The following is a 17,462-nucleotide window of genomic DNA, read 5'->3' as shown; positions in this document are numbered from 1 at the left end:
GTTGTAATTTTTTCAGTCAATTGCCTGCGAGCTGTCGCCCGTTGGAGCGCCCGCGCCGGGAAAGCGGATTGCAGCGGAGCGTGAAAGGGCGACGGCTGCAGACGCGCGTCGCCGGTGCGCAGGAGGAGGCCATGATGGCGATCGACTGGAATGAAATGTTTGGGCTGACGGTTTCGCCGCTCGAGCTCTTCATCCGCGGCACGATCGTGTATTGGGCGATCTTCGCGATGTTCCGCACCATCCTGCAGCGCGACATCGGCGCCGTCGGCGTCGCTGACGTGCCGTTCGGCATCACGCCGCTCGAAACGATGGCCTGCAGCTGCCCGGTGATAGGCTCAAAGGTCGGCGGCATCAAGCACACCGTCGTCGACGGGGTCACGGGATTTCGGCCGCGCCGGCATGCGGCGCATGCGCAGCAGCTGCCGATGGGGGAGACATCGTGGCCCTGAATGCTGCGGTTTTCATCGACAAGGACGGCACGCTGATCGACGACGTGCCGTACAACGTCGATCCGGCCAAAGTGCGCCTGCGCGACGGCGCCGGCGAAGCGCTCGCACGGCTCCAGCGCCACGGCTACCACCTCATCCTGGTGACGAACCAGCCGGGCGTGGCGTTCGGCCTGTTCGAGCCCGATGCGCTCGAAGCGGTGTGGGCCGCGATCGCCGCGCTGCTGTCGCCGTACGGCGTCGTGTTCGACGCGATCTATCACTGCCCCCACCATCCGCAGGGCACCGACGACCGCTTCGCCGGCCGCTGCGAATGCCGCAAGCCCGAACCCGGCCTGCTGCTGCAGGCCGCGCAGGACCACCGCCTCGACCTGCGGCGCTCGTGGCTGATCGGCGACATCCTCGACGACATCGAAGCCGGACGACGGGCCGGTTGCCGCACCGTGCTGCTGGCGGTCGGGTCGGAAACGGAATGGCGCCACGGGCCGATGCGCGAGCCCGACCTCGTCGCATCGAGCCTCGCCGAAGCGGTCGACGGCATCCTCGAATGGACGCCGGCCGAGGTGCTCGACAGCATCGCGGCGGAACCCGAGAGCGGGTTCACGGTGTGGCAGACGGACGAGCCGGGATGAACGCGCTGACGCGGGCCGCGCGCTGGAAAGAGGCACGACGCATCCTCGCGGTGCGGCTCGACAACCTCGGCGACGCGCTGATGACCACCCCTGCGCTGCGGGCCTTGCGCGAATCCGTACCGGGCCGGCATATCACCTTGCTCGCGTCCGCGGCGCCGGCGCGCGAGGCCGCGTGGGCCGCGCGGCTCAGGCTGCCGCCGCTGCTCGCATCGCCACGTAAAGCCGCGCGTATCGGCCGGCGCTGCCCCCCCAGCTGAAGTCGCGCGCCATGCCGTTGCGACACAGCGTGCGCCACGCCACGCGGTCGGCGAACACCTTCATCGCGCGGTCGACGGCCTCGACCAGCGCCGCCGGCGTCGCGTCGGCGAACAGGAAACCGGACGCTTCGCCGCGATGCAGGCTGTCGATGCTGAAGTCGCCGACCGAGTCGACGAGCCCGCCCGTCGCGCGCACGATCGGCGGCGTGCCGTAGCGCTGGCTGTACATCTGGTTCAGCCCGCACGGCTCGAAGCGCGACGGCATCACGAACGCATCGGCGCCGGCCTCGATGCGGTGCGCGAGCCGCTCGTCGAAGCCGATCACCGCCGCGATGCGCTCCGGCGTCGCGGCCGCGCGTTCGCGCCACGCCTCTTCGAAGCGCGCGTCGCCGCCTCCGAGCAGCGCGAGCTGCACCGGCCGCGCAAGCAATTCCGGCAGCGCATCGAGCACCAGGTCGATGCCCTTCTGGTCGGTCAGGCGGCTGATCATGCCGAGCAGCAGCGCGCCGTCGTCGGCCGCCAGTCCCAACTCGGCCTGCAGTGCGCGCTTGTTCGGCGCCTTGTCTTCGAGCGTGTCCGCATCGTAGTTCGCGTGGAGATACGGATCGGTGCGCGAATCCCAGGCATCCACGTCGATGCCGTTGAGGATGCCGGCGAGGCGGTTCGCGCGCGTTTCGAGCAGCCCCTGCAGGCCGCAGCCGTGCGCCTCGGTGCGGATCTCGCGCGCGTAGGTCGGGCTGACGGCGACGATGCGGTCGGCGTAGTAGAGGCCGGCCTTCAGGAACGACAGCTTGCCCCAGTACTCGACGCCTTCGGGCGCAAGGCTCTCCGGCGGCAGTCCGAGCCGCTCGGCGACGTCGAGCGGGAAGATCCCCTGGAACGCGAGGTTATGGACGACGACGAGGCTCGGCGCGGCGCCCGGCAGGCCGAGCTTCAGGTACGCCGGCGCGAGAGCCGTGGGCCAGTCGTTGCAGTGCAGGATGTCCGCGCGCCACACCAGCGGGCTCGCGGCGCTCGCCAGCCGCGCGGCGACGTGCGACAGCAGGCCGAAGCGCAGCGCATTGTCGGCGTAGTCGACGCCCTCGCCGTCCTGGTACGGGCCGCCTTCCCGGCGGTACAGCGACGGACAATCGAGCACCAGCGCCGGCACGCCGCTCGGCAGCCGGGCGCGCAGCAGGCGGGCGGACGGCAGGCCGTGCTCGGCGCGGATGTCCGCGACCTTGCGCGCATTGCGCGCCGCCTCGCGCACCGACGGATAGCCCGGCAGCAGCACGCACACGTCGAGCCCGAGCGCGGCCAGCGCGGCCGGCAGGCTCGCGCTGACGTCGCCGAGTCCGCCCGTCTTGGCCCACGGCGCGCACTCGGGCGTCGCGAACAGCACGCGGAGCCGGGCGGCTTTCCTGGTGGCATTCATCCCGCCTCCCGGCTGGCGACGGCACGCTCGCGTTGCGGCACGAGCAGGGCCAGCGGCAGCGCACCGAACAGGCGCGCGACATCGAGACGGCAGCGGTTGCCGGCGCACTCCGGCCGCACGCCCTGCCCGCACAGCGCATCGCGCCATTGCCGGCCTTCCGAGAACGCCGGCAGCTCGACGAACGTGCCCTGCCAGATCGCCGCGTCGCGCAGCAGCGAGGCGTCGCCGCGGCACAGCGTGAACAGCAGGCGCGAGGCGACGACGACGACGATGTCGTCGCCGAGCACGCGCGCGAACGCGACGACGTGCAGCGCCGCCGGCCCGTCCGTCTCCAGCGCGACATAGCGGCCGAAGCGCATCGTCTGCTCGAACTCGCGCCGCACCGCGAGCGCGCGCCACAGCACGTAGAGCTTGGTGCGACCGTCGTCGCGAGCGTCGGACATCGCGCCGAGCATCGCGGCGAGCACGTTGCGCCGCGTGGCCTCGTCCGCACCGTCCGGGCACGCCTGCTGCAGGCCGTGCAGGAGTTCGCGCGCGGCGGCGAAATCGACCCGGAGGCGGTTGTCCGGGTCCACGAGCCGGTAGTTCCACGTCTCGCAACCCTGGTAGATGTCCGGCACGCCGGGGGCGGTGAGCTTGAGCAGCGCCATCGCGAGGCTGTTGTAGCAGCCGAAGCATGACACCCGCGCGTGGAACGGCAGGAAGTCGGCGACGAACGGATTGTCGAGCCCGCCGGCAAAGAGGCGCCGCACGAAGCCGGAAAGCGCCGCCTCGTAGCCGGGCTCGGGGTTCATCCAGCTGGTGTGCCGTTTCGCCTCGCGCACGGCCTTCAGCATGTAGGCGTCGACACGGCGCGCGAGCTCGGCCAGACCGCGACCGTCGGGCGGTGTCGCCGGCCACACGCCGAGCAGCGTCTGGTACAGCAGGTATTCGTCGTTGCACGACGGCGCAAGCGCGTCATTGACCCGGCGCTTGTGGCGCTCGTTGAGCTTGCGCCAACGTCGCAGCGCGAGCCGCCACGCGCCCGGCATTTCGGACAGCACGTCGATGCGCGCGCGCACGTCCTCCGAGCGCTTGCTGTCGTGGGTCGAACTGCCGAGCAGGCCGAACGGGTGGCTCGCCGCGACGCGCTCGTTCGCGGCGTGGAAATCCTGCACCGCGATGCCGAACGTGTGCGGATCGCCGCCGACGTCGTTCAGCGACACCAGCCGGTTGTAGCGGTAGAACGCGGTGTCTTCCATCGACTTGGCCATCACCGGCGCGGTGAACTGCTGGAAGCGCCGCACAAAGCGCAGCTTGAGCGGGCGCAGTTCGGCCGCGGTTTCGGTCGGCGCCGAGACCAGCACGTCGCGCACGAAGCGCAGCACCGTCGCATCGCCCGCGCGGGTGCGCGCGGCAGCACTCGCGACAGCGCGCTCGATGTAGCGGCGGTCGGTGTCGGAAACCCCGCGCGGCCCGATGTAGGTGCGATAGACCGGGAAGCCGGCGACGATCTCCTTCAGCGCGCCGCGCAGCCGACTGCGCGTGAAATCGCGCGTGCGCCGGTCGTGCTGGGCGATGTCGTGGAGCAGCCCGGCCAGCCCGCTGACTTCGCCCGGCAGCGAATGCATCATGATCAGCAGCTTCGCTTCGTGCAGCACTTCGCTGAAATTGCGCGCTTCGCCGGTGAAGGCGCGGTAGATCCGCGAAAAGCGCGACTCCTGCGCCGAATCGACGAACAGTCCGTTGCACAGGTTCGCGAAGCGGTAGCCGGTGTCGCCGTGCACCGGCCACTCGGCCGGCAGCGGCTCGAACTCGGCGAGGATCTTCTCGACGACGAGATACAGCGCCGGTTCCGGCCCGGCGGGCGGCGTACCGCGGGCGAGCGCGAGCTCGCGGCAGATCGCCGCGTGGCGGGCCTGCAGGCGTTCGAAATACGCGACCGGCTCCGCGAGCCCGTCCGGATGGTCGATGCGCAGGCCCGCCACGCGCCCTTCCGCGAGCCAGCGGAAGATCTGCGCGTGCGTCGCCTCGAACACGCTTTCCACTTCCATGCGCAGCGCCGCGAGGTCGTTGATGTCGAAGAAGCGGCGGTAGTTGATGTCGTCGGCAGCGACGCGCCACGACGCGAGCCGGTACGCCTGGCGCGCGAGCAGCGCGTCGAGCGCGTCAAAACTCGCCGGTTCGCCGACGCGCCCGTTGAACGCTGCAAGCTGTTCCTCGATGCGCGCCCGCACCGCCGGGAGCCGCTCGTGGAGCGCCGCGAGGTGCTGCTTGAAGAGGTTCTTGTTGTGGCGGCGCTCGGTCTGCAGCGCCGGGTCGGCGACGTCGCGCGGCGGCAGGTGGCGCAGCGCCGCGAGCAGCGTCTCGAGTTCGACCTGCTCGGCGGCGGCGACGCTCTGCGCGCCGCGCGTCGAGGCGGCCGGGGTGAGGATCGACGGGTAGTCGCACGGATCGACCGGGAAGCGATGCTCGAAGTAATGCACGCTGAATTCGCCGCGCTCGGCGCAGAAGCCCAGCCGCAGCTCGCCGGCTTCGAGCACCAGCCCGTACTGGTCGCCGAGCACCGGCAGCAGCACTTTGCCGCGCAGCTCCGGGAAAGGCGGCTGCCAGTCGATGTCGAAGTATTCCGCGTATTCGGACGCCTCGCCGTTCTCGAGCACGTCCAGCCACCACTCGTTGTCGGCGCCGAGCACGCCGACGTGGTTGGGCACGACGTCAAGGACCTGCCCGAGCCCGAGCTCGGCCAGCCGCGCGCAGTAACGGTCGAAGTCCGCCTCGCTGCCGATCTCGGGGTTCACCGCCTGGTGGTCGACGATGTCGTAGCCATGCCGGCTGCCGGGGCGCGCCTTCAGGAACGGCGCCGCATAGACGTGGCTGATGCCGAGCTCGGCGAGATAGGGCAGCACCGCTTCGGCCGCGGCGAAGCCGAAGTCGGCGTGGAACTGCAGCCGGTACGTCGCGCGCGGGATTGCCGCAGTCTCCGGGTGGAAATCGGCCGGGCCGCCGCTCAGCTCGCGCAGCGGGCACGGCCGTTCCGCATCCACCGCGGCGCTGACCGCGCGCCACCGCGGGTCGACCTCGATGTCGGCGAGTTCGGCGCCGAGCTTGCGGCGCCAGTTCGGGTATTCGGACTCGCTCGTCCCCGGCAGGTTGACGCCTTCGAGTTGCCCGAGGACGTCCTCGAACTGCACGACCGCAATTGCCGCCGGCGTGCGGGCGATGAAGCGATGCACCGCGACCGCGAGGCGCGGATCGTCGTCCGCGACGCGCGCCGGATCGGTGCCGGCCCCCTCGCCGACCCCCTCCCCGCATCCTTCTTCGGCGGCCAGCGCGGCGAGCAGCGCGCGGCGATCGGCCTCGCGGCGTTCGAGCTGGCGAGCGTGCATCCCCGGCTCGCGGTACATGCCAAGCCTGTCGCGCAGCTGCAGGTCGAAGCCGCTCCAGTAGCTGCACAGCGTCGGCAGGTCGTGCGTCGATACCGACGCCACCGCCTGCGCCGGCCAGTCCCGCGGTGCCCTGAAACCGCCGGCGCCCCAGTCCTGCTCGAAATACAGCGGGCGGTACGAGAGGATCGCGTAGCGCGCCATCGCGTCGCGGACTCCCTGCGGCACGATGCCGAGGTCCTCGCCGATGACGACGCAGCGGTGGCGGCGGCTCTCGAGGCACAGCAGCCCGAGCAGCTCGTCCATCGGGTACGCGACGTAGGCGCCGACGCGGCGCGGCCGGTCGGTCGGCAGCCAGAACAGGCGCATCAGGCTCATCACGTGATCGATGCGCAGCGCGCCCGCGTGGCGCATGTTCGCGCGCAGCACCGCGAGGAAAGGTTCGAAGCACTCGGCCGCGAGGCGCTGCGGGATGACCGGAGGAAAACCCCAGTCCTGCCCTGCCGGGTTGAGCTCGTCGGGCGGCGCGCCGGCGTGGATGCCGAGCGCGTGCAGCTTCGGCCGCGCCCAGGTCTCCGAGCCGCCTTCGTTCACGCCCACCGCGAGGTCGCGGTACAGGCCGATCGCCATGCCGCGCGCCTGCGCCCGCGCGGCGACGCGGCGCAGCTGCGCTTCGGCCTGCCATTGCAGGTACTCGAAGAACTCGACGCGCTCCTCGTTGGCGAGGGCGAACGCTTCGACCGCCGGACCGTCGATGTCGCGGTACGCCTCGGGCCACACCGTCCAGCCCCAGACCGCGCGGTCGAGGCGGAAGAACCGTTCCTGCAGCGCATCGAACAGTGCGTGCGCGCGCAGGCTGCGCCCGCCCTCGCGCTGGAAGTCGCGGAACAGCCCGGCGCGCTGCGTGTTGCGTTCGAGATGCACGCTGCGGAAGTGGCGGTACAGCATCTCGAGCACTTCGAACTTCGCCGCGGCGACGCCGCCGTAGTCGACGAATTCGGTTGCGCGCAGCGCTTCGAGCCGCTGCCGGAACGCGGGCTCCTCGACGTGCTGGCGCGCGGCGGCGCATTCGCCGTAGTCGCGCGTCGTCTCGATCTCGATGTACAGCACGTTGAGCCATTCGCGGCTCGACGGGCTGTACGGGCTGGCGCGTGCCGGATCGTGCGGGAACAGCGCGTGCAGCGGATTGACTCCGACGACGTGCGCGCCGGCGTCGGCGGCGAGGTCGACGAGGCGCAGCAGGTCGCCGAAATCGCCGATCCCCCAGTTGCGCGACGAGCGCAGCGCGTACACCTGCACGGCCGGCCCCCACAGCCGGTCGCCGACGCATTGCGGCGCCGGGCGCGGCAGCTGGAAACAGGTCGCGGGGCAGACCGCGAGCGCCGCGCTGGCCAGTTCGCGCGGTGGCTGCGCGGGCTCGAAGAGCAGCAGCCGGTGGTGCCCCGGCGGCACGTCGATGGGGAGCTCCAGCAGCGTCGGGCGGCGGCTGTCATCGCCACTCCCCTCAGCGTCCGGGACGGGAGTTCCGGGCGAGGCGGAGTCGGGCAGCGTGAGGTCGGCCGGGACGGGGTGCGGCACGACGACGCCGGAACGCTCGCCGCCGTCCTCGAGCACGATGCGCCACGGCAGCGTACGGCCGACGAACTCCGCCGGCAGGTTCGCCGTCAGCCGCAGCGGCGGGGTGCCGCCCTGCACGACCAACAACGGCGGCAGGATGCGCCGGCGCGCAGCGGCGCGCAGGTCCGCGAGACAGGCCGCCGCCTCGGCCTGGTCGGCGACCGGATAGCCGAGCGCGGCGACGATGTCGCGCTTCTTCGCCTCGGGCACGACCGTGCGCTGGCCCCAGGCGTCCTCATACTCGAGCGCGACGCCCAGATCCAGGCACAGCGCGTCGAGTCCTGGGCGCGCCTCGCCGCCGACGTCGTGCCCCCTGCCCGAGTCCGCGTGGATCACCCTCTCGCTCGCCGTCTCGCCGTCCATCTTCCCCCCCTTGTTGCAGCCCGGTTCCTGCGCCTTGCTTCCTGCGCCTCTTTCCAGCTACGTGCCCACGCGGCCCGGCGGCACGACATACGCCCGCACCGAGCACGGCGCGAGCTGCTGCGGTTCGTCCGCGTCCGGCCCGAGCGACGCGAACGGGGCGACTTCGAGGCGATCGAACGTCGCCGCCGCGTTGGCGAGATTGGCGCGCAACACGAGCGCGCCGCCGTCGGCGCACGGCCAGCGGATTTCGAACGCCTCGTCGCCGTGCATCGTCGCCGTGCACGCTCCGGCGACGATCTGCGGCACGCGCGGTACGACAAACTCGTGGCGCAATCCGAGGAACTCCCGATAAAAGCTTAGCCATCGCTGCCCCGCTTCGCTTTCGCGCGCGGTCCAGTCGAGCTTGCTCGCGAGGAACGTCGCCTCGGCGCACGGATCGGGGATTTCGTGCCCGTGCCCGTGCCCGCCCTCGCCGACCGCGGAAAAATGCTCGAAACCCGCGAACTCGCGCTTGCGGCCCTCCCGCACCGCGGTCGCCAGCTCACCCTGGTAGTCGCAGAAGTACAGGAAAGGCGTCGTCGCCCCGGCCTCCTCGCCCATGAACATCAGCGGTGGCGAGGGGGCGAGCAACTGCAGCGCGACGACCGCGCGCAGCCTGTCGGGCGGCGCCAGCGTCACCAGCCGCTCGCCGAACGCGCGGTTGCCGACCTGGTCGTGGTTCTGCAGGAAATTGACGAACGCGGTCGGCGGCAGCGTGGCGCTGGGCTCGCCGCGGGGCCTGTCGTGGAACGGCGACAATTCGCCCTGGTAGGCGAAGCCTTCGGCGAGGCAGCGCACGAGGTGGCGCACCGGCCGGTCCGCGTAGTCGGCGTAATAGCCGTCGCGCTCGCCGGTCAGCAGCACGTGGGCGGCGTGGTGGAAGTCGTCATTCCACTGCGCATCGTAGGTGCCTGTCGACTGCGGCGCGCCGAGCCGCGACGCCTCGTTGTCGACATGTTCGAGGACCAGGTGGAGCTGGCGACGGGCCGCGCGCGAACGCACCCACATCGACAGCTCCTCGAGGATGTGTCTGGGCGACGCGTCGAAGATGCTGTGCACCGCGTCGAGCCGCAGGCCGTCGAAGCGATACTCCTCGAGCCAGTACAGCGCGTTGTGGATGAAGAATTCGCGCACCGTCGCGCTCGCGACGCCGTCGAACGCGATCGCGCCGCCCCACGGCGTGGCATGTTCCGTCGTGAAGAACTGCGGCGTATAGACCTGCAGATAATTGCCGTCCGGGCCGAAATGGTTATAGACGACGTCGAGCAGCACCATCAGGCCGAGGCCGTGCGCCGTCTGCACGAAATGCTTCAGCTCGTCGGGGCTGCCATACGCCGCGTCGGGCGCGAACGGCAGCACGCCGTCGTAGCCCCAGCCACGGCTGCCGGGGAAATCCGCGAGCGGCATCAGCTCGATCGCGGTGACGCCGAGCCGCACGAGTTCCGGGAGCTTGCGCTCGGCGGCGTCGTAGCGCCCTTCGGGCGTGAAGGTGCCGACGTGCAGTTCGTAGATCACCGCCTCGTGCCACGCCCGCCCGTGCCAGGCGCCGTCCTCCCACCTGAACTGCCGCGGGTCGACGAGCAGGCTCGGGCCGTGGACGTCCTGCGGGTTGAAGCGCGACGCCGGGTCCGGCACTTCGAGCTGGCCGTCGAGCCGGAACATGTAGAGATCGCCCGCCCGCGCCTCCCCCACCCGGCAGCTGTGCCAGCCTTCGGACTTGGCGCACGGAACGTAATGTTTCGCTCCCGACGGCGTGACGAGGCACAGCTCGACGTGCTTGGTCGTCGGCGCCCACAGGCGGAAGCGGTAGCCGGCGCTCTCGTCGTGCTCGTCGATGCGGTCCGGCCCGAACGGCATGCGGTGCATGTGGTGCGACGGCCCATGGTGCGACGGTCCATGGTGCGACGGCCCGCCCGGGCGGGTGCCGCCGTATTCCAGTTCCGGCGATTCCCGACCCGGGACCCCGGCATCGCGGTAATGCATGTTCATGGCTTGAGCTGTCCCTTGCCGACGACGACGACGCCGGATTCGCTGATGTGGAAACGCTGGCGGTCGGCCTCCAGGTCGTAACCGATCTTCATTCCCGAGGGAACGAAGTTGTGCTGGTCGATGATCGCGCGGCGGATCCGCGCTCCCGGACCGATGACCGAGCGGTCCATGATGATCGAGTCGGCGATCTGCGCCCCCTCCTCGACGACGACTTCGCGGCGCAGCAGCGAACGCTCGATGACCGCGCGGCGGATCACGACGCCGGCACCGAGCGACGCGCCACCGATGTGGCCGTCATGGACCTGGGCGGCCTCGGTCTGGTCGGGGTTCGCGTAGATCGGCCAGTACGGATTCGACATGCAGAATTTCGGAAATTCGCCGAGGGTGTCGAAGTTGGCCTCGTAATACGCATCGATCGTGCCGACGTCGCGCCAGTACGCCGGCTCCTCGTAGTCGCGGATGCCGCGCATGCGGTTCGTCGTGAAGTCGTACGCCATCACGCGGTTGCGCTCGGCCATCGCCGGCAGCAGGTTCTTGCCGAAATCGTGGCCGCCGCGCGAATGCGCGCGCATCAGCGCGTCGACGAGGAGATCGGCGGAAAACACGTAGTTGCCCATCGACGCCAGCGCGTGGCCCGGCCGCCCGGGCATCGGCTCGGCCGATTCCGGCTTCTCGCGGAAATCGCGGATGCGCCCCGCGCTGTCGGTGCGGATGATGCCGAACGAACTCGTGTATTCGAGCGGCACGGGGAGCGCCGCGACCGTCGCGTCGGCCTGCGTCGCGATGTGGAATTCGATCATCTGGCGCAGATCCATGCGGTATACATGGTCCGCACCGAACACCACGACGAGTTCCGGCTTCACCAGGTCGATGAGGTGCAGGTTCTGGTACACCGAGTCCGCGGTCCCCTGGAACCACTCCGGCCCGTGCTGCATCTGCGGCGGCACGACCGTGACATAGTGGTGCGGAATCAGCGGACTCATGACCCACGAGCGCCGGATGTGTTCGATCAGCGATTGCGACTTGTACTGCACCAGCAGGTAGATCGAATAGATCTCGGAGTTGACGAGGTTCGACAGCACAAAATCGACGATGCGGTGGCGTCCGTTGAAAGGCACCGACGGTTTCGACCGCTCCGCCGTCAGCGGGTGCAGGCGGCTACCCTCACCACCCGCCATAACGAACGCAAGCACTGATTTGCCGGCAATCATGATTCACCTCCACGCAAGCACGTCCCGCGGCCCGGGAGCCGCGGACACCAAAGTTGGGGAGCAGCCGCGCCGTCCGGCCAGATGGTGCGGGAAGCCGCCCCCTTCGTGCGGAATGCGGCGCAGACAGCCCGCCTGCAGCACCTCAGTCCGCTTGCCCATGACCATCCACCTCTGTGCCGTCAATGTGCAGACGAGACCTCGCGTCGCGTGCCGTCAGGCCGACGAGCAGCCCGTCGATGAACATCGCCGAGGGCTTGTCCGCCGCGGCCGCGAACAGCAGCAGTGAGCGGGCGCCGATCGTGTCACGGTGGCCGGCAACGAACGCGGGAAACGCCGTGTCATCCGGTGATCCGGTGTTGACGAGGCGTGTCCAGTGCCCGGCGCCCGGCACGTGCGGCAGCGTCCATTCGACCGCCTCGTGTCCGGCGTTGACGACCAGCAGCACGATGACGTCGCTGCCCGGGTGTGGCACCACGGTGTGCTGCGCGCGGCCGTCGGCGAGCATGCCGAAGCAGCGCATCTGCGGATCGGACCACTCCTTCTCTTCCAGTTCGGTGCCGGCCGGGTTCAGCCACGCGACGTCGCGCACCTCATGGACGGGATGCATCTCGCCGGTCGAGAAACGCCCGGGGCGCAGCACCGGCAGGGCGTCGCGCAGCACCAGCAGGTGGCGCGCGAACGCGAGCAGGCGCTCGCCGCTGGCGTCGATGTCCGCCCAGTTCACCCAGCCGAGCTCGTTGTCCTGGCAGTACGCGTTGTTGTTGCCGCGCTGGGTGCGGCCGAACTCGTCGCCGGCGAGCAGCATCGGCGTGCCGTGCGCGAACAGCAGCGTGGCGAGGAAGTTGCGCTTTTGCCGCTCGCGCAGCGCGATGATGTCCGGGTCGTCGGTCGGCCCTTCGGCGCCGCAGTTCCACGAACGGTTGTCGTCGTGGCCGTCGTTGTTGTCCTCGCCGTTGGCCTCGTTGTGCTTGTCGTTGTAGGAAACCAGGTCGTGCAGCGTGAAGCCGTCGTGCGCGGTGATGAAGTTGATGCTCGCCCACGGCCGCCGGCCGCGGCGGTTGAAGCGGTCCGCCGAAGCCGCCAGCCGCGTCGCCAGCTCCGGCGCGCGCCCCTCGTCGCCTTTCCAGAACGAGCGCACGGCATCGCGGAAGCTGTCGTTCCACTCGCCCCAGCCCGGCGGAAAGGCGCCGACCTGGTAACCGCCGGGGCCGCAGTCCCACGGTTCGGCGATCAGCTTGACGCGGTTCAGCACCGGGTCCTGGCGGCAGGCGTCGAAGAAGCCGCTGCCGGGATCGAAGCCGTGCGTCTCGCGGCCGAGGATCGTCGCCAGGTCGAAGCGAAACCCGTCGACGCCCATCTGCAGCACCCAGTAGCGCAGGCTGTCGAGCACCATCTGCAGCACGCGCGGATGGCTCAGGTTCAGCGTGTTGCCGGTGCCCGTGTCGTTGATGTAGTAGCACGGCTCGTCCGGGTTCAGGCGGTAGTACGACGCGTTGTCGAGACCCTTGAACGAGAAGCTCGGGCCCAGCTCGTTGCCTTCGGCAGTGTGATTGTAGACGACGTCGAGAATCACCTCGAGGTCGGCGTCGTGCAGGCGCGCGACCATGTCGCGGAACTCGGCGATGGCGCGCCCGGCGAGATAGCGCGGATCGGGCGTGAAGAAGCCGAGCGAGTTGTAGCCCCAGTAGTTGCGCAGCCCCTTTTCGGCGAGATGCGTGTCGTCGACGAAGAGGTGGACCGGCAGCAGCTCGATCGAGGTCACACCGAGCGACTTCAGGTGCTCGATGATCACCGTCGAACCGAGCCCCGCGAAGCTGCCGCGCAGGCGCGCTAGCACCGCCGGATGCAGCCGCGTCAGGCCGCGCACGTGCGCTTCGTAGAAGACGGTGCGCTCCCACGGCACGCGCGGGCGGTCCGGCAGCGGCAGTTGCGGGGCGGGTGCCACGACGCGCGCCTTGAGCATGAAGGGAGCGCTGTCGCGCTTGTCGAAGCCGTGGCCCGGTTTCTTGCCGCGCAGCTCGTACGAGAACAGCGCCGACCCCCACCTGAGCCTGCCGACGACTTCCCGCGCGTACGGGTCGAGCAGCAGCTTGTGCGGGTTGAAGCGGTGTCCCTGCTCGGGCACGTACGGCCCGTGCACGCGGTAGCCGTAGACGAGGCCCGGCCCGGCGCCGGGCAGGTAGCCGTGCCAGATCTCGTCGGTGAACTCCGGCAGATCGACGCGCGTGACCTCGATGCGTCCGCTGTCGTCGAACAGGCACAGCTCGACGCGCGTGGCATGCGCGGAAAACAACGCGAAATTGACGCCTTCGCCATCCCAGGTCGCACCGAGCGGGTACGACAGCCCCTCCTTCATCGAGGCGAGGAAGCCGTGCATCAGCCCGCCCATCATCGCGCCACCCCCCGCGTGCCGCTCATCGCCCCTGCGGGACGAGCGCTGACAGGGACGCGCTCACCGTTCTCATTGCGCCGCCGTGCCGGCCGGCTGCAGCTGCTGCGCCAGTTCGAGGTGGCTGCGCAGCACGCCCAGCGTCTGTTCGGCGAACGCCTTCAGGTCCGGATCCTGCCCGTCCCGCGCCTGGCGCTCGAACAGCGTGATCGTCTCCCGGTGCGCGCTGGCGCCGAAGTTTTCCAGGTACGCGCGGTCGAGCTCCGCGCCCGACAGCTTCTCGAGCTCGTCCAGCTTGCCCTGAACCGCGGGATCGATCGTCGTGCTCACCGTCATGCCCTTGCTCGTGGCGAGGCTCTTGAGCTTCTCGTTGGCATCCATATGGTCTTTCTGCAGCTTCTCGGCGAAGGACTTCACCTTCGGATCGGCCCCTTTCGTCGCCGCCAGCCCGCTGGCCTCGATTTCGGCGAGTCCGCGCGACATGGCTTCGGAAATGAACGAACGGTCGACCCCGGCGATCGGTCCGGCGGTGGGCTCGCCAGGCGCCGTCCCGGTTCCTGCCGCGCTGCCGGCTACCCCGTCCGCCGGGGGAGTCATGGTCGGCGGCGGGCTCGGCACGGTCGCGGGGTTCACGGGCTCCGGAACGTTCCGGGTGTCGGTCGGATTCGGCGGCGGAACTTCGTCCGCCCGGTCGCACGCCGCCGCCCCCATCCCCAGGCCGGCGGCGAGCGCAAGGATCTTCGCTCGGGCTTGAATGCGACTTTTTTCCATGGGACCTCCTGTCGTTATTCCGGATCGGGCCGTTGCGGCCTCCGTGCCTGGTCGTGGGGCCGTGAACGCTCATGCACGGGCGGTCCACGCTTGGCCGAACAATGGGCAATGATGCATTTCGCGTGCCCGCTGTTCGGGAAGTGCAGAAGGCATCGCCCATTTGGGGTTTTCGCGTTGCGCGTCGGGGTCTTGCAGCCGCGCAGGGCCGGCCCCGCGGACAGGTTCGCGGGGCCGGCCCTGCCGGGGCAATTCTTACTCCCGAGATGTAAAACGTGCTTGCTGAAGTGCACGGGAAGGGCTGGCAGGAGTCCCCAGGCCACGGCTCGGCAAGCCTCGATTGATTGGCACGACTTTTGCGGCGGAACGGCGGGCGCCCGGTGGAAAAGGCGCAATTTTCCCAGCCAACAGGAGATGCCATGAATCTCGGAATGGAACTTCGTTTACGCCAGCATCTGGCGATAACGCCCCAGATCCAGCAGGCGCTTCGTCTTCTTCAGCTCTCGTCACTGGAATTTGCCCAGGAGGTCGAGCAGGCCGTTTCGACGAACCCCTTCCTCGAGGACGAAAACGAAGCTCCGGCAATGCCGGTGGAATCACGCGAAGCCACGCCCTCGTCGCCGGTCGAGGGCGACGGAGCGACGCGGGAACCGGAAGAGATACCCCTCCCCGCGCCGGCTTATGACGAACGGCGCCAGACGCAGTCTCACGGAGACGAAAACGACTGGACCGAATGGACCGAAGCACCGGTGAGCCTGCGCGAGAACCTGCGCACCCAATTGCTGCTGTCGCCGATGAGCGAGCGCGAGCGCACTCTGGCGCACATGATCGTCGACGAACTGACCGACGCCGGCTACCTGGAGACGCCGCTCGAAGAGCTTGCCGAGATGATCCTCCCCGAGGAACACGTCGATGTGCGCGAACTCGGCGCCGCGTTGCGACTCGTGCAGCAGCTGGACCCGCCCGGCATCGGCGCGCGATCGCTGCAGGAGTGCCTGTTGCTGCAACTACAGGCGCTCGACCCGGAGACCGTGGGGCGCGACATCGCACTGGCGATCGTCACCGACCACCTCGATCTGCTCGCACACCGCGAATTTCCCCGCCTGCAGCAGATCCTCGGCTGCAACGAAACTGCGCTGCATACGGCGCGCGCGCTGATCCGCACGCTCGACCCGCGCCCGGGGCGCACGTTCGCACCCGACAACACCCGCTACGTCGTGCCCGACATCATCGTCAGGCAGGTCCGCGGCCGCTGGGTCGCGACGCTCAACCCGGCGGTGCAGCCGAACGTGCGCCTGAACCGCGCATATGCCGAGATTGCCGCCGGACGCAGCGCAGGCGACGCGTCGTTCCACCGCCTGCTGCAGGAGGCGCGCTGGCTGTTGCGCAACGTCGAGCAGCGTTTCAGCACGATCCAGCGCGTGGCGAACGCGATCGTCGCGCACCAGCGCGTGTTCTTCAGCTACGGCGAAGTCGCGATGAAGCCGCTCGCCCTGAAGGACATCGCGAGCGAGCTGAAGCTGCACGAATCGACGGTGTGCCGCGTGACCAACGGCAAGTACATGGCGACGCCGCGCGGCCTGTTCGAGTTCAAGTATTTCTTCTCGCGCCAGCTCGCCACGGACGACGGCGGCACGTGCTCGGCGATGGCGATCCGCGCGCTGCTCAAGGAGCTGATCACGGCCGAAGACCCGCTGCACCCGCTGTCGGACGCCCAGCTCGCGCGGCTTTTGGCCGATCAGGGGTTGCGGCTCGCGCGGCGCACGGTCACCAAGTACCGCACGCTGATGCGGGTTCCGAGCGTCGAGTTGCGGCGCGTGGCGCATCGGCCGGTGATGCCGGTCGGCGTCGTTGGCAATGCCTGAAACGGAGAACGTCGATGTCGTCGATCATCGTTGGCCACTTTTCCCAGGCCGAACAGCTCGAACAGGCCCGCGCGGCAATCGCCGCGCGGGACTTCGCCGCCGACGAGTACTCGTCGTACTACCTGAATCCGCCGGGCCAGCACGGCCTGCTGCGCTTCGGCGGCGATTCCGCCAGCGACGAGGGCGCGAGCGAAGCCGGCAAGGGCGCAGCCACTGCAGCGCTGATCGGCGGCGCGGCGGGACTGGCCATCGGCAGTGTCGGCGGACCGATCGGCGCGCTCGCGGGTGCCGGCGTCGGGGCCTACGTGGGTTCGCTGGCGGGTGCACTGGGCCGCACCCACTCGGCGCATCCCGAACAGGCCAGCGTCGAGCACCCGGCCGAGCCGCCGGCCGGACCCGCGCTGTGCGTGCGCGTCGACCGCCCCGGCAGCGAGGCCGTCGCGGTGTCGGTCCTCACCGACTGCGGCGCGCGGCAGATCGAACGCGCGAGCGGGACGTGGGCCGAGGGCGACTGGCAGGACTACGATCCGCGCCGCCCGGTCGAAATCCTGTACCGCGCGACGCAGCCGGGGCCGGCCACCGGAACATGAGCGACATCGGCGGCGATTTCGATTTCGCCACACCGGCCCGCTGAGCCGGGAGCACCTCCGATGCACGTCTGCGACGTGACGATGTTCTATGCCTCGCAAAGCGGCGGCATCCGCCGCTATCTGCAGGAAAAACGGCGCTGGCTGCAGGCTCGGCCGCAATACCGCCATTCGCTCGTGCTGCCGAGCCGGGCCGCGACGGCGGACGAGTGCGTCATGGAAATCCCGAGCGTGCCGCTGCCGTTCTCGCACGGCTACCGCCTGCCGATCGCCACGCAACCCGCAATGCGGGCGCTGGTCGCGCTGCGCCCGCGCCCGGGCACGCTGTTCGCATGGATCGTCGCGAGGGCCCCGGAACGAAGACGACGAGCCTGGCGAGGTCCGTCCAGCGACGCCACGCGATCGCCGTCCTTCCCCCGGGACGCCGATCGAAGCCGGACTCGCTGGAAGCCGGGCGTCGTGCTCGCTGCCGGGTGCCCTCGCTGCGTCTGCTTCACTCTCACACTCGACAGGAGCCCTA

11 protein-coding genes are annotated in these 17,462 nt (G+C 69.8%); 5 read left to right on the top strand and 6 right to left on the bottom strand.

The window, feature by feature from the left end; genetic code table 11:
• The first annotated feature begins 80 nt into the window (after positions 1-80).
• The 3 genes from pbN1_RS20980 to pbN1_RS20845 are packed head-to-tail and all read left to right on the top strand — an operon-like array spanning position 81 to position 1,335.
• Positions 81-449, top strand: coding sequence for a glycosyltransferase (locus tag pbN1_RS20980; protein ID WP_280516159.1), 369 nt, complete (start codon positions 81-83; stop codon positions 447-449).
• Positions 440-1,078 carry a D-glycero-alpha-D-manno-heptose-1,7-bisphosphate 7-phosphatase gene (locus pbN1_RS17045; RefSeq protein WP_169118689.1) on the top strand — a complete coding sequence of 213 codons (639 nt, stop codon included), beginning with the start codon at positions 440-442 and terminating at the stop codon, positions 1,076-1,078. Before pbN1_RS20980 ends, pbN1_RS17045 begins: the two co-directional genes overlap by 10 nt.
• Entirely contained in the window at positions 1,075-1,335 is a 261-nt protein-coding gene (locus tag pbN1_RS20845) for a glycosyltransferase family 9 protein (protein WP_244856998.1), read from the top strand. Before pbN1_RS17045 ends, pbN1_RS20845 begins: the two co-directional genes overlap by 4 nt.
• Here pbN1_RS20845 and glgA read toward each other — a convergent pair.
• The 6 genes from glgA to pbN1_RS17010 all read right to left on the bottom strand — a co-directional run bounded on the left by glgA (position 1,265) and on the right by pbN1_RS17010 (position 14,493).
• Positions 1,265-2,749 (bottom strand): glycogen synthase GlgA, encoded by a 1,485-nt coding sequence (gene glgA / locus pbN1_RS17035; RefSeq protein WP_169203905.1) that lies wholly within the window; start codon positions 2,747-2,749, stop codon positions 1,265-1,267. The two genes, pbN1_RS20845 and glgA, sit on opposite strands and share 71 nt — an antisense overlap.
• A complete protein-coding gene (locus tag pbN1_RS17030) occupies positions 2,746-8,094 on the bottom strand; it encodes a malto-oligosyltrehalose synthase (protein WP_169203906.1) in 5,349 nt (1,782 codons plus the stop codon). Before pbN1_RS17030 ends, glgA begins: the two co-directional genes overlap by 4 nt.
• 57 nt (positions 8,095-8,151) lie before the next feature.
• On the bottom strand, positions 8,152-10,122 hold the full coding sequence (gene treZ / locus pbN1_RS17025) for a malto-oligosyltrehalose trehalohydrolase (protein ID WP_210147552.1): 1,971 nt from the start codon (positions 10,120-10,122) through the stop codon (positions 8,152-8,154).
• Positions 10,119-11,333 carry a glucose-1-phosphate adenylyltransferase gene (locus pbN1_RS17020; RefSeq protein WP_169203628.1) on the bottom strand — a complete coding sequence of 405 codons (1,215 nt, stop codon included), beginning with the start codon at positions 11,331-11,333 and terminating at the stop codon, positions 10,119-10,121. The genes treZ and pbN1_RS17020 overlap by 4 nt, the downstream gene beginning before the upstream one ends.
• Before the next feature lie 142 nt (positions 11,334-11,475).
• Complete coding sequence (glgX, locus tag pbN1_RS17015) at positions 11,476-13,725, bottom strand: glycogen debranching protein GlgX (protein WP_169203629.1); 2,250 nt, start codon at positions 13,723-13,725, stop codon at positions 11,476-11,478.
• Between the two features lie 69 nt (positions 13,726-13,794).
• On the bottom strand, positions 13,795-14,493 hold the full coding sequence (locus pbN1_RS17010) for a DUF4142 domain-containing protein (protein ID WP_169203630.1): 699 nt from the start codon (positions 14,491-14,493) through the stop codon (positions 13,795-13,797).
• 428 nt (positions 14,494-14,921) lie between these two features.
• On the opposite strand from pbN1_RS17010, the gene pbN1_RS17005 reads away from it, so the two are divergent.
• Complete coding sequence (locus pbN1_RS17005) at positions 14,922-16,355, top strand: RNA polymerase factor sigma-54 (RefSeq protein WP_244856996.1); 1,434 nt, start codon at positions 14,922-14,924, stop codon at positions 16,353-16,355.
• Positions 16,356-16,369: 14 nt separating this feature from the next.
• Positions 16,370-16,945 (top strand): hypothetical protein, encoded by a 576-nt coding sequence (locus pbN1_RS17000; RefSeq protein WP_169203632.1) that lies wholly within the window; start codon positions 16,370-16,372, stop codon positions 16,943-16,945.
• Positions 16,946-17,462 lie beyond the last annotated feature (517 nt).

The organism is Aromatoleum bremense, assembly GCF_017894365.1.
Classification (GTDB): domain Bacteria; phylum Pseudomonadota; class Gammaproteobacteria; order Burkholderiales; family Rhodocyclaceae; genus Aromatoleum; species Aromatoleum bremense.
Note: the sequence above shows the minus strand (reverse complement) of the source record. Positions and strands in the feature narration are given on the sequence as shown.

Coding starts and splice junctions, on each gene's coding strand:
- pbN1_RS20845 (WP_244856998.1), top strand. CDS start 1,075: ATGAACGCGCTGACGCGGGCCGCGCGCTGGAAAGAGGCACGACGCATC.
- glgA (WP_169203905.1), bottom strand. CDS start 2,749: ATGAATGCCACCAGGAAAGCCGCCCGGCTCCGCGTGCTGTTCGCGACG.
- pbN1_RS17030 (WP_169203906.1), bottom strand. CDS start 8,094: ATGGACGGCGAGACGGCGAGCGAGAGGGTGATCCACGCGGACTCGGGC.
- treZ (WP_210147552.1), bottom strand. CDS start 10,122: ATGAACATGCATTACCGCGATGCCGGGGTCCCGGGTCGGGAATCGCCG.
- pbN1_RS17020 (WP_169203628.1), bottom strand. CDS start 11,333: ATGATTGCCGGCAAATCAGTGCTTGCGTTCGTTATGGCGGGTGGTGAG.
- glgX (WP_169203629.1), bottom strand. CDS start 13,725: ATGATGGGCGGGCTGATGCACGGCTTCCTCGCCTCGATGAAGGAGGGG.
- pbN1_RS17010 (WP_169203630.1), bottom strand. CDS start 14,493: ATGGAAAAAAGTCGCATTCAAGCCCGAGCGAAGATCCTTGCGCTCGCC.
- pbN1_RS17005 (WP_244856996.1), top strand. CDS start 14,922: ATGGAACTTCGTTTACGCCAGCATCTGGCGATAACGCCCCAGATCCAG.
- pbN1_RS17000 (WP_169203632.1), top strand. CDS start 16,370: ATGTCGTCGATCATCGTTGGCCACTTTTCCCAGGCCGAACAGCTCGAA.